The sequence below is a fragment of the Aeromicrobium fastidiosum genome (assembly GCF_017876595.1).
Lineage (GTDB): Bacteria > Actinomycetota > Actinomycetes > Propionibacteriales > Nocardioidaceae > Aeromicrobium > Aeromicrobium fastidiosum.
Window position 1 is genome coordinate 1,307,717 of the sequence record NZ_JAGIOG010000001.1, and the last position, 22,651, is coordinate 1,330,367.

21 protein-coding genes and 1 tRNA gene are annotated in these 22,651 nt (G+C 68.5%); 19 read left to right on the forward strand and 3 right to left on the reverse strand.

Annotated elements, in window-relative coordinates:
• Positions 1 to 30: 30 nt before the first annotated feature.
• The 13 genes from JOF40_RS06510 to JOF40_RS06570 all read left to right on the forward strand — a co-directional run bounded on the left by JOF40_RS06510 (position 31) and on the right by JOF40_RS06570 (position 13,795).
• Positions 31 to 117: transfer RNA gene (locus JOF40_RS06510), tRNA-Ser, on the forward strand.
• A 518-nt stretch (positions 118 to 635) separates the two neighbouring features.
• Positions 636 to 1,895: an FAD-dependent oxidoreductase gene (locus JOF40_RS06515; RefSeq protein ID WP_129181194.1), complete on the forward strand. Its 1,260-nt coding sequence runs from the start codon at positions 636 to 638 to the stop codon at positions 1,893 to 1,895.
• Positions 1,892 to 2,338, forward strand: a complete 447-nt coding sequence (locus JOF40_RS06520; protein WP_129181196.1) for a flavodoxin domain-containing protein — start codon at positions 1,892 to 1,894, stop codon at positions 2,336 to 2,338. Before JOF40_RS06515 ends, JOF40_RS06520 begins: the two co-directional genes overlap by 4 nt.
• Before the next feature lie 16 nt (positions 2,339 to 2,354).
• On the forward strand, positions 2,355 to 3,542 hold the full coding sequence (locus JOF40_RS06525; protein ID WP_129181198.1) for a cytochrome P450: 1,188 nt from the start codon (positions 2,355 to 2,357) through the stop codon (positions 3,540 to 3,542).
• Between the two features lie 52 nt (positions 3,543 to 3,594).
• Positions 3,595 to 4,719 (forward strand): aminomethyl transferase family protein, encoded by a 1,125-nt coding sequence (locus tag JOF40_RS06530; RefSeq protein WP_129181200.1) that lies wholly within the window; start codon positions 3,595 to 3,597, stop codon positions 4,717 to 4,719.
• 14 nt (positions 4,720 to 4,733) lie between these two features.
• Positions 4,734 to 5,579 carry a formyltetrahydrofolate deformylase gene (purU, locus tag JOF40_RS06535; protein WP_129181202.1) on the forward strand — a complete coding sequence of 282 codons (846 nt, stop codon included), beginning with the start codon at positions 4,734 to 4,736 and terminating at the stop codon, positions 5,577 to 5,579.
• Positions 5,576 to 6,424 (forward strand): bifunctional methylenetetrahydrofolate dehydrogenase/methenyltetrahydrofolate cyclohydrolase, encoded by an 849-nt coding sequence (locus JOF40_RS06540; RefSeq protein WP_129181204.1) that lies wholly within the window; start codon positions 5,576 to 5,578, stop codon positions 6,422 to 6,424. Before purU ends, JOF40_RS06540 begins: the two co-directional genes overlap by 4 nt.
• Positions 6,425 to 6,611: 187 nt before the next feature.
• Complete coding sequence (locus tag JOF40_RS06545; protein WP_129181206.1) at positions 6,612 to 8,060, forward strand: APC family permease; 1,449 nt, start codon at positions 6,612 to 6,614, stop codon at positions 8,058 to 8,060.
• Between the two features lie 156 nt (positions 8,061 to 8,216).
• Positions 8,217 to 9,692 (forward strand): aldehyde dehydrogenase, encoded by a 1,476-nt coding sequence (locus JOF40_RS06550; RefSeq protein ID WP_129181208.1) that lies wholly within the window; start codon positions 8,217 to 8,219, stop codon positions 9,690 to 9,692.
• Between the two features lie 2 nt (positions 9,693 to 9,694).
• Positions 9,695 to 10,654 carry a DODA-type extradiol aromatic ring-opening family dioxygenase gene (locus JOF40_RS06555; protein ID WP_129181210.1) on the forward strand — a complete coding sequence of 320 codons (960 nt, stop codon included), beginning with the start codon at positions 9,695 to 9,697 and terminating at the stop codon, positions 10,652 to 10,654.
• Positions 10,655 to 10,664: 10 nt separating this feature from the next.
• Positions 10,665 to 11,528 carry a fumarylacetoacetate hydrolase family protein gene (locus JOF40_RS06560; RefSeq protein ID WP_209674415.1) on the forward strand — a complete coding sequence of 288 codons (864 nt, stop codon included), beginning with the start codon at positions 10,665 to 10,667 and terminating at the stop codon, positions 11,526 to 11,528.
• A 19-nt stretch (positions 11,529 to 11,547) separates the two neighbouring features.
• The gene (locus JOF40_RS06565) at positions 11,548 to 13,047 is read left to right on the forward strand and encodes an aldehyde dehydrogenase family protein (RefSeq protein ID WP_129181212.1); all 1,500 of its coding nucleotides are present in this window, start codon (positions 11,548 to 11,550) and stop codon (positions 13,045 to 13,047) included.
• Positions 13,040 to 13,795 carry a gamma-glutamyl-gamma-aminobutyrate hydrolase family protein gene (locus JOF40_RS06570; RefSeq protein WP_129181214.1) on the forward strand — a complete coding sequence of 252 codons (756 nt, stop codon included), beginning with the start codon at positions 13,040 to 13,042 and terminating at the stop codon, positions 13,793 to 13,795. The genes JOF40_RS06565 and JOF40_RS06570 overlap by 8 nt, the downstream gene beginning before the upstream one ends.
• Here JOF40_RS06570 and JOF40_RS06575 read toward each other — a convergent pair.
• Together JOF40_RS06575 and JOF40_RS06580 are read right to left on the reverse strand one after the other, a co-directional pair.
• On the reverse strand, positions 13,781 to 14,278 hold the full coding sequence (locus JOF40_RS06575; protein ID WP_129181216.1) for a MarR family winged helix-turn-helix transcriptional regulator: 498 nt from the start codon (positions 14,276 to 14,278) through the stop codon (positions 13,781 to 13,783). The two genes, JOF40_RS06570 and JOF40_RS06575, sit on opposite strands and share 15 nt — an antisense overlap.
• A 35-nt stretch (positions 14,279 to 14,313) precedes the next feature.
• The gene (locus JOF40_RS06580) at positions 14,314 to 15,111 is read right to left on the reverse strand and encodes an acetoacetate decarboxylase family protein (protein ID WP_129181219.1); all 798 of its coding nucleotides are present in this window, start codon (positions 15,109 to 15,111) and stop codon (positions 14,314 to 14,316) included.
• Positions 15,112 to 15,231: 120 nt separating this feature from the next.
• On the opposite strand from JOF40_RS06580, the gene JOF40_RS06585 reads away from it, so the two are divergent.
• The 3 genes from JOF40_RS06585 (at position 15,232) to JOF40_RS06595 (ending at position 18,955) form a co-directional block, all read left to right on the forward strand.
• Positions 15,232 to 16,581 carry a glutamine synthetase family protein gene (locus JOF40_RS06585; protein ID WP_129181221.1) on the forward strand — a complete coding sequence of 450 codons (1,350 nt, stop codon included), beginning with the start codon at positions 15,232 to 15,234 and terminating at the stop codon, positions 16,579 to 16,581.
• Between the two features lie 46 nt (positions 16,582 to 16,627).
• On the forward strand, positions 16,628 to 17,908 hold the full coding sequence (locus JOF40_RS06590) for a cytochrome P450 (RefSeq protein ID WP_129181223.1): 1,281 nt from the start codon (positions 16,628 to 16,630) through the stop codon (positions 17,906 to 17,908).
• A gap of 90 nt (positions 17,909 to 17,998) precedes the next feature.
• Positions 17,999 to 18,955 carry a PDR/VanB family oxidoreductase gene (locus tag JOF40_RS06595; RefSeq protein ID WP_129181225.1) on the forward strand — a complete coding sequence of 319 codons (957 nt, stop codon included), beginning with the start codon at positions 17,999 to 18,001 and terminating at the stop codon, positions 18,953 to 18,955.
• A 31-nt stretch (positions 18,956 to 18,986) separates the two neighbouring features.
• Here JOF40_RS06595 and JOF40_RS06600 read toward each other — a convergent pair whose 3' ends face one another.
• Entirely contained in the window at positions 18,987 to 20,024 is a 1,038-nt protein-coding gene (locus tag JOF40_RS06600) for a zinc-binding dehydrogenase (protein ID WP_129181227.1), read from the reverse strand.
• Positions 20,025 to 20,118: 94 nt separating this feature from the next.
• On the opposite strand from JOF40_RS06600, the gene JOF40_RS06605 reads away from it, so the two are divergent.
• The 3 genes from JOF40_RS06605 (at position 20,119) to JOF40_RS06615 (ending at position 22,647) form a co-directional block, all read left to right on the forward strand.
• Complete coding sequence (locus tag JOF40_RS06605; protein ID WP_129181229.1) at positions 20,119 to 21,645, forward strand: MFS transporter; 1,527 nt, start codon at positions 20,119 to 20,121, stop codon at positions 21,643 to 21,645.
• A gap of 9 nt (positions 21,646 to 21,654) precedes the next feature.
• A complete protein-coding gene (locus JOF40_RS06610; RefSeq protein ID WP_129181230.1) occupies positions 21,655 to 22,212 on the forward strand; it encodes a TetR/AcrR family transcriptional regulator in 558 nt (185 codons plus the stop codon).
• Between the two features lie 69 nt (positions 22,213 to 22,281).
• Positions 22,282 to 22,647: a EutQ-related cupin domain-containing protein gene (locus JOF40_RS06615; protein ID WP_209674417.1), complete on the forward strand. Its 366-nt coding sequence runs from the start codon at positions 22,282 to 22,284 to the stop codon at positions 22,645 to 22,647.
• Positions 22,648 to 22,651 lie beyond the last annotated feature (4 nt).

Below are 22,651 nucleotides of genomic sequence, written 5' to 3' on the forward strand. Positions count from 1 at the left end.
CCGCGGCGACGCTCGGGTAAGGTACTCCGCGGTGGCGTGTCCGAGCGGCCGAAGGTGCAACACTCGAAATGTTGTGTGGGTTCACGCCCACCGTGGGTTCAAATCCCACCGCCACCGCGTGACAGAGGCTCCATCTTTCCCTGCAATCGCAGAGAGAGATGGAGCCTCTTCGTCGTTCGCCCGTGCTCATGAGCACCATCTGCACCTACCTGTGTGATGTCGGGGCCATACGCCAGCCGTGGGACTCCGTCCCACAACTCGCGGATGGTGACCCGGTGGCCGTGTCGATCGCGTCGGTGTCGATCGCGATCGACTCGGCGCGGGCAACTGGACCGGCCTGTCGGCGCGGCTACGACCCGCGGGTGTGTCGCGTGTGGCGGGCGGACGGACGGAGTCAGGGCCTCGTGAGGCTTGCAGGCTGTCGGGCAGGGACCGGCACGACATGGACCCATGCAACTTTTTTGTCCTTACTACTCTCCATATGGAAAGTTCTGGGCTAGAGTCTCGTCTACGCGATGTGGTGCACCGTCGCCATCCTTCGAGTTCACGAGGAGATCCATGCGTTTTGCCGACGACGTCCGGACGGACCTGTCGAGAACGTGGGCGTCTGCAGCGCCGCGCCGGGAGCGGACGTCATGAGCGCCGGGCCCCATGTCGCGATCATCGGCAGCGGTCCCGCCGGCTGCTACACCGCTCAGGCGCTGCGCAAGGACTGGCCGGACGCCGAGATCACGGTCATCGATCGACTTCCGGTCCCGTACGGGCTGATCCGCTACGGTGTCGCGGCCGACCACCAAGGTACGAAGGCCGTCACCAAGCAGTTCGATCGTCTCTTCGAGCGTGCCGGGGTGACGTTCTCCGGCGGCGTCGAGGTCGGCCTCGACGTGACGCTCGAACAGCTGGCGGACCAGCATGACGCCGTCGTGCTGGCCACCGGGTGCGACCGCGACCGCGAGCTGGCCATCGCCGGATCCGATCTCCCCGAGGTGTACCCATCGGGCCCCCTGACGGCCTTGCTCAACGGGCATCCGGACTCCTCGACCCTCGTTCCGCGGCTCGGCGAGAACGTCGTGGTCGTCGGCAACGGGAACGTGGCGGTCGATGTCGTGCGTCTGCTCGCGAAGCACCCGGACGACTTCGCCGGGTCGGACCTGCCCCTCGCGATCCATGACCTGGTGCATCGTCCGGGCGTCCTGGAGGTGACGGTGGTGGGGCGCGGGCCGGCTGAGACGTCACGGTTCGACGCGACGATGATCAAGGAGCTCGGGCAGCTCGAGGGTGTGCGTTTCGTCGTCGAGGACGTCAACGCCGATCGCGAGTCCGAGGTTCCGCAGATCGCGGCGCTGGCCCATCTGCTCGAGCACCAGGTGGGAGGCGACCGGGTCCAGGTCACGTTCCGGTTCGGGTGGCAACCTGAGTCGATCGGCGGCGACTCGCACGTCGAGGCGATCTCCTTCATCTCTCCGGACGGCCGCGTCCTGCGCCTGCCGACGGACAGCGTCGTCTCGGCGATCGGCTTCGACGCCTCGGCCCCGCTCGTCAGGGACGCCGGCGGAGACCTCACGACCGACGGGCGGCTCGCACCGGGGCTCTACTGCGTCGGCTGGGCGCGGACCGGGCCACGCGGAGCGATCCCCGACGCCCGCGCCGACGCGCGGCTCGTGGCTAGCGCGATCACGGCCGATCTTCGCGCCGCCCCGTGCAAAGGCGAGCACGACCCCGCTGCCCTGCGAGCGACGTGGCCCGCGGTCGACTTCGCCGCGTGGCAGCGCATCGACGACCACGAGCGCGCGACGGCGAGCTCGGGTCGCGTTCGCAACAAGATCCTCGACCACGCCGAGCTCCGGCGGGTCGCCGCGACCACCAGCCTCACCTCCGAAGGGGAACAGCCATGAGCATCACGATCCTGTACGGCACTGAGTCAGGCAATGCCGAGATGGCAGCCGACGAGTGCGCCGAGACACTGCCCGACGCCGTCGCCGTCGACCTGATGGACCTCGAGCCGGCCGACCTCGACCTCGGCGACACCTTCCTGATCGTCTGCTCGACCTACGGGGACGGTGAGCTGCCGGCATCCGCACAGCCGTTCGTCGACCGCCTCGTGGACCAGAAGCCCGACCTGAGCGAGATGCGATACGCGATCTTCGGCCTGGGCGACAGCGGTTACGCCGAGTCGTACGGGCTCGGCGGCACGCGTCTGGCCGAGCAGCTCGACGCCCTGGGCGCTCAGCGCTTCGGGGACTTCGGACGCCACGACGCCGCCGGCAGCGACGACCTGGTCGAGACGGTCCTTGCCTGGGCCGAGTCCACGGTGGCTGCCGCCACCTCAGCCGCCTGAGAGAGCGAGACACACCATGACGATCGACACCACCATCACCGCAGGCGACCCGCTGCCGTTCCTGACGGACGAATACCGCACGGATCCGTACCCGTTCTACGCGGCGCTCCGTGCCGGGCAGCCGGTGTTCCAGCACCCTGCCGGGTTCTGGGCGATCACAGGCTATGCCGAGCTGAGCGAGCTGCTGTACAACCGCACGCTCGGCGTCGCCGACCTCGACTACGGTCCTGCGACCCCGCTCCACGACAGCATGCTCGGGGCCGACGCTCCCAAGCACACGCGCGTGCGCCGGACCCACAGCCGGTGGTTCACCCCGAAGGCCGTGCAGCAGTGGTCGGAGTTCGCGCGTGGCGAGATCGCGACCCGACTGGACGCCATCGTGGCGTCAGGGGGCACCTTCGACGCCGTGCACGACCTGGCCTTTCCCGTCACCTTCGCCACGATCAGCAAGCTGCTCGGAGTACCGGCAGAGGACGGTGAAGAGGTCAGGCAGGCCACGCACGACATCGGTCGGAGCCTCGGGCTGGACCCCACCGCCGAGGAGGCGGCCGGCACCGAGAAGGCGTTCGCGTGGTTCATCGCCTACAACGAGCGGCTCGTCGCGGCCAAGCGGGCCGACCCCGGCGACGGCCTGCTCGACAGCTTCCTCGCCTTCGAGGACGACGGCACGATGTCGCACGACGAGGTCATCGCCTCCCTCACCCTGCTGTTCGCGGTGGGGCACCTCGACATCACCTACCTGATCGTCCACGGCATCAAGCTGATGATCGAGCAGCCGGCGATCTTCGCCACGTACCGGGACGAGCCCGATCGTCGGGCCGACATCGTGAACGAGATCCTGCGGATCGACACGCCTGAGCAGTTCGTCGCTCGGATGACGACCCAGCCGATCACGGTCGGCGGCGTCGACATCCCAGCCGGCGAACCTCTCATCTTGTTCATCGGGGCAGGTAACCACGACCCCGCCGTCTTCGCTGATCCAGAGACGTTCGACATCGACCGCGACGCCGACCTCAGCAAGCACCTGGCATTCGGCGCGGGACCGCACGGATGTGCCGGCCAGGTGCTGGCACGTGCGGAGGCGCACGACGTCTTCAGCGCACTCGTCGAGCGGTTCGATCGGATCGAGCTCGCCGGGCCGGTCACCTACGGCCACTCGGAGTTCATCCGCTCCATCTCGTCCCTTCCCGTCTCGGTCTCCTGAGCGATCCCGCAGACCCCACGACCACCCCGTACCCACTGAAACGGAGCACGACATGACCGCACCATCCGACGCCACCACCGACCTGCGTCCGACCCCGTTCGCCGCACGGTTCCCCGAGACGGCGGGCGAAGCCATCGACGTCTACGGATTCGCCGTCCCGCTGTTCCTGGTCGACGTGGACGAGGAGTACGACGCCATCCGCCATCGCGTCGCGGTGCTCGAGTTCTCGATGCTGTTCAAGTGGGACGTCCGCGGCGCAGACGCCGTGGCCGTCGCCGACGCGGTGTTCTCTCGCAACCTGCGCGACCTGGCTGCGCGTCGCATCGCCTACGGGGTCGTGGTCGACGAGTCGGGCCACATGCTCGACGACGTCACCGGGACGGTGCTGGCCGACGACCACGTCCGCATCATCGGCGGCAACCCCGCGACGGTGGACGCCCTGCGGCGTCACGCCGAGGGGCGCGACGCCGAGGTCACCGAGATCCGCGACACCCTCGGGGTGCTGAGCGTGCAGGGCCCTCGCAGCCGCGAGCTCCTCCAGCGTCTGACCGACCGGGACATGTCGAACGAGGCGTTCCCCTACTACTCCTACGACCCCGCCATGACGGTCGCCGGCATCCCCGCCCACGTCAACCGCATGGGCTTCACCGCGGAGCTCGGCTACGAGGTCATGGTGCCGGTGGAGCGTGCCCTCGAGCTGTGGGACGCACTGTTCGAGGCCGGCCAGGACCTCGGAGTGCAGGCGGCGTCCGCGGGTGCGCTGATGGTCGCGCGCGTCGAGGCCGGGATGGTCATGGGCGAGGTCGAGTACGACGCCACGAGCACTCCGTTCGAGTGCCGGATGGGCTGGGCGGTCGACTTCGACAAGGGCGACTTCCAGGGCCGCGAAGCTCTTCTGTCGCTCAAGGATGGGGTGAGCGCCCGCGTGGTGTCGGTCGTGGTGGATGCCGATCCGGACGCCGCCGACGGCGCGCGCCTGGTGGATGCCGGCGAGGACGTCGGCTGGGTCACGATGGCGGTGCCGTCGCCGGTCCTGGACGGCAAGACGCTCGGACTGGCGCGGGTCGCAGTCGGCTCGGCCAAGATCGGCACCACGCTGGCCTTGGCCGACGGAGCCGTGGCCACCGTGGTGCGCACGCCCGTCTACGACCCCGACCGCGACCGCGTCCGAAGCTGAGAAGGAACCACGCCGTGAACAGATATGTCATGACCCTTCGATGCCCGGACCAGCCGGGCATCGTCCGTGCCTTCGCGCAGGGTGTGTCGTCCCTCAAGGGCAACATCGTCGACAACAACCAGTTCTCCGACCCGGACACCGACACGTTCTGCATGCGCACCGAGTTCGACTCTCCGGCGGACAGCTCGGCGGTCGTCCGCGCGGAGCTGACCCAGGCGCTGGGTGCGTTCGACCCGTTCCTGACGGTGCGAGACGTCTCGCACCGTCGCCGCGTGCTGCTGATGGTCTCCAAGTTCGACCACTGCCTGGTCGACCTGCTCTATCGTCACCGCACGGGCGACCTGCCGATCGACATCCCGGTGATCGTGTCCAACCACCCCGATCTCAAGCCCCTGGCCGATCAGGCCGGCATTCCCTTCGTCCTGATCCCCGTCACGAAGGACACCAAGCCGGAGGCGGAGGCGAAGCTGCTCGACCTGGTGACCGAGCACGACGTCGACCTCGTCGTGCTGGCGCGGTACATGCAGGTGCTGTCGGACGACCTGTGTCGCAAGCTCGCCGGACGCGCGATCAACATCCACCACTCGTTCCTCCCCGGTTTCAAGGGTGCGAAGCCCTACCACCAGGCGCATGCGCGAGGGGTCAAGCTCATCGGGGCCACCGCCCATTACGTCACGGCCGAGCTCGACGAGGGCCCGATCATCGAGCAGGACGTCCAGCGCGTGAACCATGCACGCAGCGCCGACCAGATGGTGGCACTGGGCCGGGACGTCGAGCGTGCCGTGCTCTCGCGCGCGGTCCGTCGCCATGCCGAGGACCGTGTGATCCTGGTGGGCGCACGCACGGTGGTCTTCGAGTGAGCGCCCGCATCCTCGACGGCACCGCCACGGCCAAGGCCATCAAGAACGAGCTGTCGGCCAGGGTGAGTGGCCTCCGGAGCAAGGGCGTGCGAGTGGGCCTCGGCACGATCCTCGTCGGCGATGATCCGGGGTCGGCCTGGTACGTCGCGGGCAAGCACCGTGATTGCGCCGAGGTGGGCATCGAGTCGATTCGGATCGACCTGCCGGGCGATGCTCCGCAGAGTGCTGTCGAAGAAGCCGTGCTCCGGCTCAACGAGGACCCGTCGTGCACCGGCTACATCGTGCAGCTGCCCCTGCCGCCCCACATGGACGAGAACCACATCTTGGGTCTCATCGACCCGGCCAAGGATGCCGACGGCCTGCACCCGACCAATCTCGGCTGGTTGGTGCTCGGCAAGGATGCGCCGTTGCCCTGCACGCCCACGGGAATCGTGGAGCTGTTGAGACGTCACGACGTCGAGCTCGCCGGGGCCGAGGTGGTCGTCGTCGGTCGGGGGATCACGGTCGGTCGCCCACTGGGGTTGCTGTTGACCCGCCGGGCCGAGAACGCCACCGTCACGCTCTGCCACACCGGCACCAGGGACCTGGGCGCCCATACCCGTGAGGCTGACATCATCGTCGCGGCCGCAGGCGTTCCCGACATCATCACGGCCGACATGGTGAAGCCCGGAGCCGCCGTGATCGACGTAGGGGTCTCGCGCGACGCTGAAGGCAAGATCGCTGGCGACGTGGCGCTGGACGTCCGAGACGTCGCGGCATGGGTCTCCCCGAATCCAGGGGGTGTGGGGCCCATGACCCGTGCTCAGCTCCTGGCCAACGTCGTCGCGGCGGCGGAGCACCGGTAGGCCATCGGGCCCGCGACCTGACACGCCGTGACAGGCGGCGTGTCAGGTCGGTTCGTCATGCACGAGCAGCAATGTTTCCATCTGGATAATTCTTGTCAGATTCTGTTGACAGTGGCACACATCACACTTCATTCTTGGGGTCCAAACGTTCGCATCCGAACGAAAACCTTCGTCCCTGGGAGTCGGCATGACCGAAGCGACCTCGCCTGCTGTCGAGAAACATCAGACCCGCCTGAAGCCGAACTCACTCGGGGTGTTCGGGATCCTCTTCTTCGTCCTGTCGAGCCAGGCACCGCTCACCGGGATCGCCGGGGCCGTGCCGATCGCGATCGTGATCGGCAACGGGGCCGGCGTCCCGACGGCCTACATCGCCGCCGGACTGATCATCTTCGTGTTCTCCATCGGCTTCGTCGCGATGGGGCGACATGTCGTCCACGCGGGTGCTTTCTATGCCTACATCGGCAAGGGCTTGGGGGAGACGACGGGGGTGTCGGGCGCCTTCGTCGCGCTCTTCGCCTACAACACCATCCAGGCCGCGATGTACGGCCTGTACGGCGTCATCATGCAGGGGATCTTCGTGCATCACTTCAGCTTCGACCTGCCGTGGTGGGTCTGGGCGCTGGCGACCATGGCCGTCGTGCAGCTGCTGGGAGCGATGGGCGTCGACATCGGTGCCCGGGTGCTCGCCGTGCTCGTCGCCGCGGAGTTCAGCCTGCTGTCGCTGTTCGCCGTCGTGACGCTGTTCAAGGGCGGGGGCCCGGAGGGTTTCGGCATTGCCGACACGTTCAGCTTGAGCGCGGCGACAGCGGGCGCTCCCGGTGTCGCGCTGATGTTCGCGATCGCCTCGATGTTCGGCTTCGAGGCCACGGCGATCTACGGCGAGGAGGCGCGCGAGCCGCGCAAGACGGTGCCGCGTGCGACCTACCTCTCCGTGCTCATCATCACCGGCTTCTTCGCGTTCGTGACCTGGATGCTGGTCGCGTTCTACGGTCCGTCCCAGGTGGTGGGTGAGGCTGGCAAGGCGCTTGACTCCGGCGACGGTGCCACCTTCGTGTTCGCCGCGGTCGGATCACAGCTCGGCGGCTGGACCGGCGACGTCCTCGAAGTGCTGCTCGCGACGTCGCTGTTCGCAGGCATCCTGGCCTTCCACAACTCGATCACGCGCTACTTGTTCTCGCTCAGCCGTGACCGTGTGATCCCTGCGTCGGTGTCCTTGCTCAACAAGCGCCACTCTCCCTGGGTGGCTGGTGCGGTCCAGACCGTGCTCGTCGTCGTGCTGACGATGCCGTTCGCGATCCTCGGCAAGGACCCGGTCCTCACGCTGTTCTCGTGGTTCAGTGGCGTGGCCGTCCTGGGCATGATGCTCCTGTACTTCATGACCAGCGTCTCGGTCGTCGCCTTCTTCCGCCGTACGCCCTCGGAGTCCTCGCTGGCGACCACGCTCGTGGCGCCGCTCGTGGGCTCGGTGGGCATCGGTATCGCCGTGTGGCTGATCCTCGCCAACTTCAAGACGCTGATCGGTGGAAGCGGCACCACGGCCTTCTGGCTCATCGTCACGGTTCCCGCCATTGCCGTGGTCGGCGCCCTGGTCGGCCATCTGCGACGAGGAGTCATCCGCGAAGAGCTCATCGACTGAGCAACGGCGCGACGAGACGCCCCGATCCGCCAGGTGCCGCAGCGCCGATGGCGGCCCGGGGCGTTCCGGCGTCCGGGTGCTGAGAGGGCTCCTGCGGGGGCTTGACGTCGAGCACCGACGCGAATACGTTTGGGGCCAAACGATCTGGAGGATCTGATGCCGCACCACGAGTCTGCGATCGTCGACGGAGTCACTGTCGACCTCCGCCACTGGATCGGAGGGACGCGCATCTCATCGCCGACGACGTTCCCCGACTACTCGCCGCTGGACGAGTCACTGCTGGGCGATGTTGCCGCAGGTGGGGCGAACGAGGTCGACGAGGCCGTCTCGGCAGCACGGGCGGCGTTCCCGGCCTGGGCCGCTCTGCCGGTCGCCGAGCGGTCGGCCATCCTGCGTCGCGTCGCCGACGGGATCGACGCGCGCGTCGAGGACCTGTCGCGTCTGGAGACCAGGGACAACGGGTCTCTGATCCGCAGCCACCGCCGCGGCGTGATGCCCCGTGTCGCGATGAACTTCCGCGCTTTCGCCGACTTCGCCGAGCAGCAGCTGGGCCACCCCGACCTGGAGGTCCGCGACCACCGGGAGCGCATCACGTACGAGCCCGCAGGGGTCGTCGCGATCATCACGCCGTGGAACGCCCCCCTGATGCTGGCCACCTGGCGCATCGGGCCTGCACTGGCCGCGGGCAACACCGTCGTCCTGAAGCCGCCGGAGTGGGCACCCCTGACGGCCAGCCTGCTCGCCGAGATCAGCGCCGAGGCGGGTCTTCCGCCCGGCGTGTTCAACGTCGTGCAGGGGCTCGGTGCCGAGGCGGGGGCAGCGCTGACAGCACACCCCGACATCAACCGCCTGGCGTTCACCGGATCGGTCCCGACGGCGGGCACCATCTCGAAGGCAGCGGCCGAGAACATCGTGCCGCTGTCGTACGAGCTCGGCGGCAAGTCGCCGCTGGTCGTCCTCGAGGACGCCGACCTCGACCTTGCCGTCTCGATCGCGGTCGAGCAGTTCGACAACGCCGGGCAGGTCTGCCTGAAGGCCGCTCGCATGCTGGTGCACTCCTCGCTCGTCCAGGAGTTCACGGAGCGGGTCGTCGAAGGTGCGGCCACGCTCCGTCAGGGAGACCCCCGGGACGAGGCGACCGACGTGTCCGCTCTGATCTCGCGGCGTCACTTCGAGCAGATCGACGGTTTCGTCGAGCGGGCACTTGCTGACGGTGCCCGCGCGCTGCTGGGAGGGGGTCCCAACGAAGAGCTCGGTGGCCTGTACTACCGGCCGACCGTCCTGGTCGATGCCCCGCCCGGATCCGAAGTACTCACCGAAGAGGTCTTCGGCCCCGTCGTCACGATCGAGTCGTTCGAGACCGAGGCGCAAGCCGTCCAGATGGCCAACGACAGCCGCTTCGGTCTGGCCGCCACCCTCGTGACGGGCGACCGGACGCGCGCAGAGCGCGTGTCCGCGCAGCTCGACGCAGGGACGGTCTGGGTGAACTGCTTCTTCGTCCGCGACCTCGAAGCGCCGTTCGGCGGCAACGGGCGCTCCGGCATCGGCCGCGAGGGCGGCATCTGGTCGTTCGACTTCTACACCAACATCAAGAACAGCGTCTTCAGCCCTCAGGGCTGGAAGGAGAACTGACCATGGGTGAAGTGGTGGGCGCAGGCCTTGTCGCGCACGTGCCGACGATCGTCCTGCCCGAGGAGATCCGCCGAGAGCTCAACGGGGGCGAGGACTCGACCTTGGTGTCGGGCCTGCACCAGCTGCGGGCCGAGGTGTTCGACACCCTCGACTACGACACCGTCGTCGTGCTGGACTCGCACTGGGCGACCACCGTCGAGTGGGTCGTCACGGCGCAGGACCGCCGATCGGGACTGTTCACGTCGGAGGAGCTGCCGCGAGGGATGCAGCGCCGTCCGTACGACTTCGCCGGCGATCCCGAGCTCGCGCACCTCATCGCGAGCAAGGCGACCGAGCACTCGACCTGGATCACCCCGATCGACGACAACCACCTGCCGATCTTCTACGCGACGACCAACGTCTGGGAGTTCCTCGGCCAGGGCCTGCCCGACAAGCGCTGGATCTCGATCGGCGTCTGCCAGACCGGCGACGCAGAGGACGCCCTGCGACTCGGACGCGCCCTCGGCACCGCCATCGCCGAGTCCGATCGCAAGGTCCTGTTGATCGCCTCGGGTGCTCTGTCGCACACCTTCTGGCCGTTGCGGCAGCTGCGAGACCACGAAGGCGCCGGTCACGACCACATCTTCACCGCCGAGGCACTCGCCGCCGACCTCGAACGCATCGAGTGGATGAAGGAGGGCGATCACCGCCGCATCCTCGACACTCTGCCGGAGTTCTACCGTTTCAAGCCGGAGGCCCGCTTCCAGCACTACCTGATGATGATGGGCGCGATCGGCGAGCAGGACTGCACCGCGCGCGGCCGTCAGTACGGCGAGTACGAGAACTCGATCGGCACCGGCCAGGTGCACGTCTGGTTCGACCGACCCGACGGCGGCTTCCCGGCCGCCCGCACCACCCCCACCGACCCCGACTTCGTCCGACAGACGGCCGCGCCCGGCACCGACGTGCCGGCCGCTGGCTGAAAGGAATCCCATGACCACCATCCGTGAGACACGCCGCATCCTGCTCGACGGCAACCCCGTCGACGTCGTCCGCCAGGGCGAGACCCTCGTCGCCGGGGACGGCCGCACGGTCGCGATCGCCGACGCGCACCACCTCCCGCCCGTCACGCCGTCCAAGATCATCTGCGTCCACCTGAACTACATCAGCCGGGTCAAGGAGATGCAGACGACGCTGCCTCCGGCACCGACGTACTTCCACAAGCCGGTCTCGGCGCTCAACTCGCACGACGCGGCGGTCGTGCGTCCCGACGGGTGCAGCTGGCTCAACTACGAGGGCGAGATCGCCATCGTCATCGGACGCACCGCGCGCAACATCTCGCCTGCCGAGGCCGGTGACTACATCCGCGGGTTCACGGTCGCCAACGACTACGGCCTCCACGACTTCCGTGACACCGACTCGGGGTCGATGCTGCGCGTCAAGGGTGCGGACACGTTGTGCCCCGTCGGACCCGGTGTGGTCGAGGGCTGGGACTTCCGCGGCAAGCAGATTCGGACGCTCGTCAACGGCGAGGTGCGCCAGGACGGCAACACCGACGAGATGGAGTGGGACATGCACTACCTCGTCGCCGACATCGCGCGGACCATCACGCTGCAGCCCGGCGACCTGCTGCTGTCGGGCACGCCGGCCATCTCCCGAACGGTGTACCCCGGCGACGTCGTCGAGGTCGAGGTCGAAGGACTCGGCACGCTCCGCAATCACATCGTGACGGGGCCGACGCCGATCCGCACCGACGTCGGCGCGCAGGTCACCGAGTCCGAGGAGGTCCTCTCGACTGCCCAAGGCGGCGACTGGGAGTTCCGCGGCATCCGCAAGCCGCAGCCCGCGGCACACTGACCGGAAGCGAGCGTCTCGGATGACTGTCACCGACATCGTCACGACCACTGACTGGGTGCGCCGAGCCAAGGACATGGTCGTCCCGGCCGGCATCTTCGTCGACGGCGAGATGCGCGCCGCCGCCGGCACGCGCGCGATTCGCACGCCGCGGGACGGGAGCGTCATCGGAGAGCTCGCCTGGGCGGGGGAGGGCGACGTGGACGTCGCTGTCGCGGCCGCGCGTCGAGCGTTCGACCATGGTCCATGGCCGCGCATGCACCCGCGAGAGCGCGGAGAGATCCTGCAGGCGTTCTCCGCACTCGTGCACGAGCACCGCGACGAGCTCGCACTGCTGGTGAGCCTGGAGATGGGCAAGCCGATCCGTGCCGCTCACGACATCGAGCTGCGTGCCCTGGTCAGGACCCTGCGCTACTACGGCGAGATCGCCGACAAGGAGCATGGCGAGGTCACGCCGACGACCGACGGCGAGCTCTCGCTCGTCACTCGCGAGCCGTCCGGGGTGGTCGCGTCCGTCGTCAGCTGGAACTTTCCTCTGACCCTCGCAGGATGGAAGTTCGCCCCGGCCCTGGCCGCCGGTTGCGCGGTCGTGCTGAAGACCGCCGAGCAGTCGCCTCTGTCGATGCAGCGGGTGGCTGAGCTCGGGGCGCAGGCGGGCCTGCCGCCGGGCGTCCTGAACGTCCTGAGCGGCGACGGAGTCGTCGTGGGCCGGGCTCTGGGACTGCACCGCGACGTCGACGTGCTGACGTTCACGGGATCGACCGCCGTCGGGCGACACTTCCTGCGGTACTCGGCCGACTCCAACCTCAAGCGCGTCCAGCTCGAGCTCGGTGGCAAGTCGCCCAACATCATCTTCCCGGACGCACCGGATCTGGACGCGGCTGCCGACACCGCAGCCTGGGCGATCTTCTTCAACAGCGGCGAGATGTGCACCGCGGGGTCTCGTCTCGTCGTGCACCGCGATGTGGCGGACCAGGTGGTCGACCGGATCGTCCGGACCAGCGCGTCGTGGGCACCAGGGGACCCTCTGGATCCCACGACGACGATGGGGCCGCTGGTCGACCAGTCGGCGCTCGATCGCGTCCTCGGCCAGCTCGAGGAGGGCATCGCAGCGGGTGGACGCGTGCTCACCGGCGGCCGGCAGGCGCGGCCGGACAGTGGTGGGCCCTACCTCGAGCCGACCGTGGTGACGGGTCTTGGTCGTGACAACCTGCTCGTCCGCGAAGAGCTCTTCGCCCCGGTGCTGTCGGTGCTGGAGGTGGCCGACGAGGACGAGGCCGTCGCGGTGGCCGGTGACACTCCCTACGGTCTCGCGGCTGCGGTGTGGACCTCGGACCTGGGCACTGCCCACCGGGTGGCCAAGCGTCTCAAGGCCGGGACCGTGTGGGTCAACTGCTACGAGGAGGGTGACCTGAGCGTCCCGTTCGGGGGGGTGAAGCTGTCGGGCTTCGGACGCGACAAGTCGCGACACGCCCTCGACGAGTACACCGACCTCAAGACGACGTGGATCGCCCATGGGTGAGCACTCGTCGTCGCCCCGCCCGCGCATCGTCATCCCGGCGCGATTCTCGGAGGGTGCGACGGCCCTGCGCTACGCGGCGGAGGTGACCTCCCGCAAGCTCGTCGAGGCGGTCTGGGCCGCTGGCGGCGAACCTCTGGTGATGCACCCCAGCGCGCCCGGGGCGATCGTCGACGACGCGGACGTCCTCGGGCGGCTCGCGGTAGCCGACGGCGTGCTCCTTCCGGGAGGCGGCGACCTGTCCTCGCGGTGGACGGGCCAGGAGCATCACGACACGCTGTACGACGTCGACGAGGAGCAGGACGCCTTCGACCTGGCGTTGGCACGAGTGTGCCTGACCACCGGTTTGCCGCTGCTGGCCGTGTGCAGGGGGCTCCAGGTGGTCAACGCGCTCCGGGGCGGGCGCATCGTGCAGGACATGGACGAGGAGCTGGGCGAGGAGCGCCACCACCGTCACCGCGTGCACGACGTCTCCGTCGCCTCGGGCTCGACCCTCCACGGCATCGTTGGCCAGGGTGTGCGAGCGTCCTGCTACCACCACCAGTGCATCGCGTCGACCGGAGAGGGGCTCCGTCCGGTCGCGTGGTCCGAGGACGGTGTGGTCGAGGCCGTCGAGACCGACGGCCCCGGCTGGTTCGTCGGAGTCCAATGGCATCCCGAAGACACCTGGGAGACCGAGTCGCAGCAACGGGCACTGTTCGTCGCCCTCGTGCAGGCCAGCGCGGGCCGGCTCTCGTCAGTCGAGCTCTGAGGTCTCGACGAGCGTGCGCAGGGCCTGTGTCATGGCGTCGACCTGCGCCGCGTCGAGACCGCCGACGAGATCGGACTCGGCCCGGTTGAACTCCGGGTATATGCGGTCCATCAGGGCGAGACCGTCAGAACTGAGCCGCAGGTTCACCAGACGTCGGTCGACCGTGCTGGGAATCCGCTCGATGAGGTTGCGCGCCGACAAGGTCTTGGCGACACCGGTCAGAGTGCCCTTGCTGATGCCGACCGAGTCGGCGATGTCCCGGGTCTCCATCGAGTCCCAGATCCACAACGTCCACAGCACCAGGAATCCGGTCCAGGTCAGGTCGTTCGGTCGAAGCACCTTGGTCGTCAGATTGCTCCTGACGGCGTTGGCCGCTCGGTACAGGCTGAGCAGGGCGTGCGATGCGCCGTAGTCGAGCGGGAGGTGCTTGACGCGCTGTCGGGTCGCCTGCTCAGTCTCTTCGAGTGAGTGGTGGTCGGGCATGTGAGGACTCTATGCCCGACCACCCGCGTGCCCGATCAGGACGTGATCTTCGCCAAGGTGGTGCCGCCGTCCCACTGCACGCCGACCTGCCGGTAGTAGCCGCCGATCATCTCGTCGACCGTCAGGTCGGCCAGCTCCTCGGTGGGTGCGTCGAACAGTCGCAGCTCGGCGTCGCCGGTCCACGTCTGTCCGCCCTCTGCTGCCTTGGCGCCGGTCGCGATCAGCTCGGAGTAGGCGTCCCCGGTGCCGGCGATGTCGGGGAGCACCCGGTGGTGCGCCATGGGGTGACCGTTGACGAAGCCGTTGGTGGCCGCTGGCTCCTTGAGCGTCACGACCGCCTCGGCGAGCCTGCGATCCGATGCCGACAACGTGGCGCCGAACATGCCGCCCGCGGCGATCTGCGGCGCGGCTTGGGCGAACGGGTGAGGGCGTGTCTGCCACATCGACCCGAGCTTCTTCGGGTAGCCCTGGTGCAGGCCGCGGCCGATCGCGAAGTCCTTGTCGACCCAGATGAAGACGCAGCGCGAGTAGGTGACTCCCTGGAAGGAGCACCGCACGACCACGAAGGCCTCCTTGTACTGGGAGCGGACAGGGTCGAGCAGCTCGGCTCGGTCGGTCGAGCACGACTGCCAGTCGGCCCAGATGAACGCGACAGCGCCTGGGTCGTCGGGAGCAAGCTCGAGCGGAGCCGGCAGCAGGGCCTTGACCCGCGCCGGGTCCGTCCGGTACTCGACGGTGAGCAGGTCGCCGGAGTAGAACCACGGCGGCGAGGGGATCAGCGAGGATGCGCCGGACTGCGTCCGTGGGTAGAGGAAGCCCTGCATGTCCGTCATGTTCACTCCTGGATTCGTTTGGCTCCGAACGATACCGCGCGCCCGGGATCTTGAAAAGCCCTTGTGCTGGGGACTCCACTCGATTATCGTTCGGAGCCAAACGAATTGGAAGGACGCCCCGTGCACCCTGACCTCGCAGGCCTCGAACAGGCTCAGCGCCAGCTCGAGGAACAAGGCATCGACGTCGTGCGTGTCGGCTATGCCGACCTGATCGGGGCCGACCGAGGACGCGACGTCCTGGTCAGCCACTTCGGGCGGACCGTCGGCGGCGGCCTGGCGTTCTGTCGCTCGGTGTTCGCGACGACGCCCGGTGGAGAGGTCGTCGACTTCGAGGGCGGCATGTCGGACGGCCTCCCGGACGTCAAGGTGGTCCCCGACCTGTCGACGCTGCGGCCCGTCCCGTGGGAGCCCGGCGTCGCACACTGCATCGCTGACGTGTTCGACCCCGACGGCACGCCCTCGGCCGAAGGGCCACGCCACGTCCTCCGCCAGCTCCTCGCCGAGTTCGCCGCGCTGGGGCTGTCGCCGATCATCGGTCCCGAGCTCGAGTTCTTCGTGCTCGAGAAGAGCGACAAGACCGCCACGGGGTGGCACCGGTACGGCGAGGCCACCGGCAACGTCTACACCGCGGGCCTCAAGGGCGACCCCGACAGCATCACGCTCGAGACGCTGCGCACGTTGGGCGACTACGGGCTGGACGTCATCTCGGCCAACCACGAGTTCTCGTCCGGTCAGTTCGAGATCAACCTGTGGCACGGCGAGGCGCTGGACGCCGCCGACCGGGCCCACCGCTTCAAGACGGCGATCAAGGAGCTCGCGCACCGGCGCGGGCAGCTCGCGACCTTCATGCCCAAGCCGTTCAACGACGAGGGCGGGTCGGGGTATCACCTCCACTTCTCGATGCTCGACGACCAGGGCAATGCCCTGTTCGACGACCCCTCCGCCCCTCACGGCCTCTCGACCATGGCGCAGCACGCCATCGGCGGGATCCTGGCCCACGCGCCTGCTGCCGCGGCCCTGTCGAACCCCACGATCAACTCGTACAAGCGCTTCGGGCCCGACACCCTCGCGCCCTGGCTCATCGACTGGGGGCTCGACAACCGCAGCGCGATGCTGCGCATCCCGCCCGAGCGGGGTGCTGCGTCGCGGATCGAGCTGAGGCTCGGCGATGCCAGCGCCAACTCGTACCTCGTGATCGCGGCGATGCTCGCGGCGGCCCTCCTGGGCATCCGCAACGAGATCGAGCCACCGGAGCCGTTGGTGGGCTACGGCTACGACGTCGCCAAGGCCGCCCAGCTGCCCAGCACGCTCGCCACGGCGCTCGACGCCCTGGAGGCCGATCAGGAGATGACCGCGCTGCTCGGCCCCAAGTTCGTCGCGGCCTTCCTGGCCTACAAGCGCGACGAGGTCGCCCGGTTCCAGCGGTGGACCACCGACTGGGAGTTCGCCGAGTACGCCTACCACATCTGATCTGCACGACCGCCGAACGAGCACCGCACGACGAGAGGACACCCCCATGCCCCGATACGAGCCCGTACCGCTCGAGGACGTCGACCTGTCCGACATCGACGGCTTCTCCGATCTGCGCGGATTCGCCCAGTTCGACACGCTGCGCGCCGAGGACCCGGTCCACTGGACCGAGGAGGCGGACGGTGCCGGCTTCTGGGCCGTCACACGGTACGAGGACATCTGGTCGGTGGACAAGGACGCCGAGTCGTTCACGTCCGCGGCCTTCGTCGGCCTCGAGGACGTCGACGACGATCTGCGGGACTTCCGCCGATCGATGCTGGAGATGGACGGGGCGCGGCACCACGCCCTTCGCAAGCTCGTCCAGCGCGAGCTGTCGCCGCGCAACCTGATGAAGAACTACGAGGGGTTCCTGCGCGAGCTGACGCGCGACACGGTCGAGAGGGCGCTTGCCGAGGCAGCCGACAACGACGGCGTCATCGACTTCGTCGCCTCGATCAGTGCGGACTTCCCCATCCAGGTGCTGGCGCGCCTGCTGGACGTGCCGAAGGAGGACACCGCCCAGCTCATCGCCTGGGGCAACGAGATGGTCGCGAACACCGACCCCGACTACGCCACGGTGCGCGCGGACCTCGACGAGTCGGACCAGTACCGGCACCTTCCGTTCCGCTCTCCGGTCATCCAGGACGTCTGGGACTACGGCAACGAGCTACGTGCCCGGCGAATCGGCGGCGACGGCACCGACCTCATCTCCATCCTGGCCAACCGCATGCCCGACGACCATGTCCCGCTGACGCAGCAGGACTTCAACAACTACTTCTCGCTGCTCGTGATCGCCGGCAACGAGACGACTCGCCACGCGATCAGCAACTCGATGCTCGGCCTGATCGAGCAGCCCGAGCAGCTCCAGCGACTGAAGAGCGAGCCCGAGCTGATGACAGGTGCCGTCGAGGAGCTCCTGCGGTGGGCCTCCCCGGTCTACCACTTCCGGCGCACCGCCACCCGCGATCTGGAGCTGGGGGGCAAGCAGATCGCCGAGGGCGACAAGGTCGTCATGTGGTTCGCATCAGGTAACCGCGACGACACGGTGTTCGACGATCCGTACTCGATCGACGTCACGCGCACCAACGTCGACCACATGACGTTCGGCAAGGGCAGCCCTCACCTGTGCTTGGGCAACGCTCTGGCCCGCATGGAGATCCGGCTCATGTTCGAGGAGCTGCTGCCACGGCTGGCGGACATCCAGGTCGCCGGCGACGTGAAGCGGATCCGCAGCAACTTCGTCAACGGCATCAAGAAGTTCCCGGTCCGCATCACGCCGGCCTCGTGATCCCGGCATGACGCGGGTGGTGGACGGCAGGGGCGCGACCAGATATCGTTTGGATACAAACGAAAGTGGTGAGACGAAGTGGAGCAGCTGATGTCGGTGAAGGCCGTCGAGATCGAGACGGTCGCGATCGTCGCCAGTCTGGTGCAGGTCGCCCAGGACGTCGTCGAGCTGACCCTCGTGCCGGCCGACGGTGCGCAACTGCCCCCGTGGGAGCCCGGAGCGCATCTCGATGTCGTGCTCGGCGACGGACTGGTCCGTCAGTACTCCCTGTGCGGGAGTCCGTCGGTGCGCGACTCCTACACGGTCGCGGTGCTGCGTGCGCCGGACAGTCGCGGGGGATCCGAGGCCGTCCACCGGCTCGCCGAGGGCCAGCGTGTCACCATCCGCGGGCCCCGCAACCACTTCGGACTCGAGGACAGCGCGCGTTACGTGTTCATCGCGGGCGGTATCGGGATCACCCCGATCATCCCGATGATCGAGCAGGCGGACGCCTCCGGCGCTGACTGGATCCTGCACTACGGAGGCCGGACGAGCGGGTCGATGGCCTACCGCGAGCGCCTGGCCGCGCACGGTGATCGGGTCCGGTGCGTCCCCGGCGACGAGCGCGGTCGCATCGACCTCGAGGCGGCGCTCGACGTCGAGACCGCTGACACGCTGGTGTACTGCTGTGGCCCCGAGTCGTTGCTGGCGGCCGTCGAGGAGCGCTGTGCCGGATGGCCTGCGGGCTCCCTCCACCTCGAGAGGTTCTCGCCCCGTGAGCATGAGCTGGACGGCGAGGACTCCGCGTTCGAGGTCGTGCTCGAGCAGTCCGGGATGACCTTGACCGTCGAGCCCGGCGTCACGGTCTTCGACACGATGCGCGCCGCAGGGGTCGCGGTGCTCGGCTCCTGCCTGGAAGGCGTCTGCGGCACGTGCGAGCAGGGCGTGCTCGCCGGGGAGGTCGATCACCGTGACTCGGTGCTGGACGACGACGAGCGTGCTGCCAACGACTGCATGATGGTGTGCGTCTCCCGTGCCAGGAGCCCACGCCTCGTCCTCGACGCCTAGGTGTGACGGGTCGTTCGAGGGGGCCGACCTGTCAGCGGGATGGGTCGATCATCGTCATGCCGGCGACGGTGGCCCGGTCGAAACGGGGGAGGAGCTGCGCGGCTTGTTCGAGGCCGATGGTGCGTTCGACCAGGTCCTGCGGCCGCAGCGCACCCTGAGCGATGAGTGCGAGCATCCCGGGGTAGTCGACAGTCGCCATTCCGTGGCAGCCGAGGACGTCGAGCTCCCACCCGATGACACGCTCCATCGGCACGCGTGGCTCACCCTGGATCGGGGGGAGGAGCCCGATCTGGACGTGGCGGCCACGGCGGCGGAGGCTGTGGATCGCCACTGAGCAGGTCTCCTCGCTACCGACCGCGTCGACGGACACGTGGGTCCCGGCACCTGCGATGTCCCTGACCACCTGGATCAGGTCCGGGTGATCGGCCAACAAGACGTGATCGGCACCGAGTGAGGCCGCAGCGTCCAGGGCCTCGCGGTTCCTGTCCACGACCACCACGTGGGCGCCGAGCGCCTTGGCGATCATGACGGCGCTCAGCCCGACTCCTCCGGCACCGACGACCGTGACCCACTCGCCGGCGACGAGGTGTGCGCGACCGATCAGTGCGCGGTACGCCGTGGCGAACCGGCAGCCCAGGCTCGCGGCCGTCGCGAAGTCCACCTCGTCCGGGATCGCGATGAGGTTGACGTCGGCCGCGACCAGCGCCACGCGCTCGGCGAACGAGCCCCAGTCGCTGAAACCGGGCTGTCGCTGCTGCGGGCACACCTGGGCGTCGCCGGCCAAGCACCACTCGCACGTCCCGCAGCCGCAGACGAACGGGACCGTGACACGGTCGCCGACGCCCCAGCGGGCAACTCCCGTGCCGACCTCGACGACGACGCCTGCGAGCTCGTGCCCGGGGACGTGTGGAAAGGTGACGCCCTCGTGGCCGGCCCAGGCGTGCCAGTCGCTGCGGCACAACCCTGTGGCCCGAACCTCGACGACGACTCCGCCGTCGGGTGCGACGGGTACGGCGACCTCTCGGACCTCGGGTGCTGCAGCGACGGACGGGACCACGATGGCACGCATCCGTCCATTGTGCCCGGCCCGGGAGGCCGATGGCGGTGCTGCCGAGACGTGTCTTGAATCGATATTATACTGACCATCAGGTATAGTTTGGTCCATGAGCCCGGCGACTGCGACCTTGTCGAGCCGTCGCCGCTGGTTCGCCCTCGCCATCTTGATGCTTGCCGCGCTGCTGCTGTCGATCGACGGAACTGTGCTCGCCCTGGCGGTCCCTGCCCTCACCGCGGGTCTGTCGCCCAGCGCCGAGCAGGTGCTGTGGATCGGTGACATCTACTCGTTGGCGCTGGCTGGGCTGCTCGTGCTGATGGGTAATCTGTCCGACCGCTTCGGACGCAAGCGGCTGCTCCTGACGGGCAGTGCCGCATTCGGCTCGGCGTCGGTGCTGGCGGCGTTCTCCACGACCCCCGAGATGCTGATCGCCGCGAGGCTCCTGCTGGGTGTCGCGGGGGCCATGGTGATGCCGTCGACGCTGTCGCTGATCCGAAACATCTTCACCGACGATGCCGAGCGCACCCGAGCCATCGCCTTGTGGGCGACGTCGTTCGGTGCAGGCTCGGCGATCGGCCCGCTGACCGGCGGGGTCCTGCTCGAGCACTTCTGGTGGGGCTCGGTCTTCCTGATCAACGTCCCGGTGATGGTCATCGTCCTGATCGGCGGTGCCTGGTTGCTGCCGGAGTCGAAGAATCCGGACCCCGGTCGCTTCGATCTTCTCTCGGCCGTCCTGTCGATCGTGTCGTTGACGTCGACGGTGTTCGTCATCAAGCACACCGTGGCCGAGGGGATGGGGGCGGAGGCCGGAGCGGTGGCGCTGGCAGCTGTTGCGACCTCGGTCGCCTTCGTCCGCCGGCAGCGTCGCATCGACGACCCGCTGCTCGATCTGGCTCTGTTCAGGTATCGATCGTTCTCGGGGGCTGTCGTGTCGAGCATGATCGCGCTGTTCGCCCTGGTCGGCCTGCTCTTCTTCTTCTCGCAGTACCTCCAGCTGGGTCGTGGGATGACGCCGTTGCAGGCGGGGTTGGCCGAGCTGCCGATCACGGTGGCCTCGATCGTGGTCGTGATCGTGATATCGGCGACCGTCCGTAGCCTGGGTTACGGCCGGACGATCGCCACCGGTCTGGCACTCGCGGCCGTCGGCCTGGGTGGTGTGTCGCTGGCGGCCGGCAGCGCAGACTACCTCTGGCTGGCCGTGGTCATGGTGCCCATCGGTCTGGGCCTTGGCCTGGCCATGACCGTGGCGGCCGACGTCGTGCTGGCGGCCGTGCCGCCGAGACGCGCAGGAGCGGCCTCGGCCGTCACGGAGACGGCCAACGAGCTGGGCGTCGTGCTGGGGATCTCGGTGCTCGGATCGCTGATGTCACTGGTGTACCGCCACTCCTTGTCGCTCCCGGACTCGATCGCCGGCGCGACGCGAGCGACGGTCGAGGACTCGTTCGCGTCCGCCGTGAGGGTGCTTGCGCCGGGGTCGCCGCAGCTGGCCGGGACGCGCGAGGCGTTCGTCGACTCCGTGCAGGCGACGGCTCTCGTGGCTGCTGCTGCCGCCGGGTTGGCTGCAGTCGTCGCGTGGCGGCTCATCCCGAGCGGCCGCGACGTGACCGCGATCGATCGCGCGATCGATCCCGCGTAGGGTCATCCGATGGGACGGACTGCGGGACGGTCACCGGACGGCACGCGGCGGGTCATCCTCGACGCCGCAGCTGACGCACTGGTGCAGAGGGGGAGATCGGCCAGTCTGGCCGACATCGCTCGTGCGGCCGGCGTGACCAAGGGCGGGCTGCTCTACCACTTCGGCAGCAAGGAAGACCTGTTGGTCGCTGTGGCCACCGACATCATGCAGTCGTACGAAGACCTCGTGGAGGGGTTGATCGATCCGGACGACCATGAGCCGGGACGCTTCTGCCGTGCCTACGTCCGCTCGTGCTTCGTCCCCTGGACGCCATCGGAGTCGGCGGGGATGAGCCCGATCGTGATGGCCATGGTGCTGGACGAGCCGCGCACCGTGGCCGTCGTGGGCCGCTTCACGGACCGGCTCGACGAGCGCCTGCGCGGTGACAGGCTGCCCGACGAGATCGTGGCCGTCGTGGTGGCGGCGGCCGACGGTGCGTCGATGCAGCCGCTGTGGTGGGCCGGAACGGACCCGGTGCGCCGCTCCGCGCTCGAGCAGCAGCTGCTGGCGATGACGCATCAGCCTTGACGAAGTATCCATCTGGATAGATGCTGATCGTGCCGGTCTCGGCGACCTCGACTCAGAAGGAGCGTGCTCATGACCTTGGACAAGATCCCCGCCAGTCCCCTGGACACCTCCGCCTCTCCCATGCCGGGACGAGCCATCATCGAGCCTTCGCCCCACGGGTGGGTCGGTGTCGCCATGACGGAGTGGGAGCTCCGAGCGGCCGAATGGACCGACCAGCATCCCTTCGACGAGTACAACTTCGTCCTCGCTGGTGAGCTGCACGTGGAGTCCGATGGGCAGGTCGCGGTCGCGGCGGTGGGCGACACGATCAGGGTGCGCGCCGGATCGACCGGACGATACTGGGCACCGGTGTACGCGCGAATGCTGTCTATCTACGCCCCCAACCCCGAGGGTCTCGATTCGCAGTCGATGGGCCTGCGCCGGCTGGACGGCTGACGGT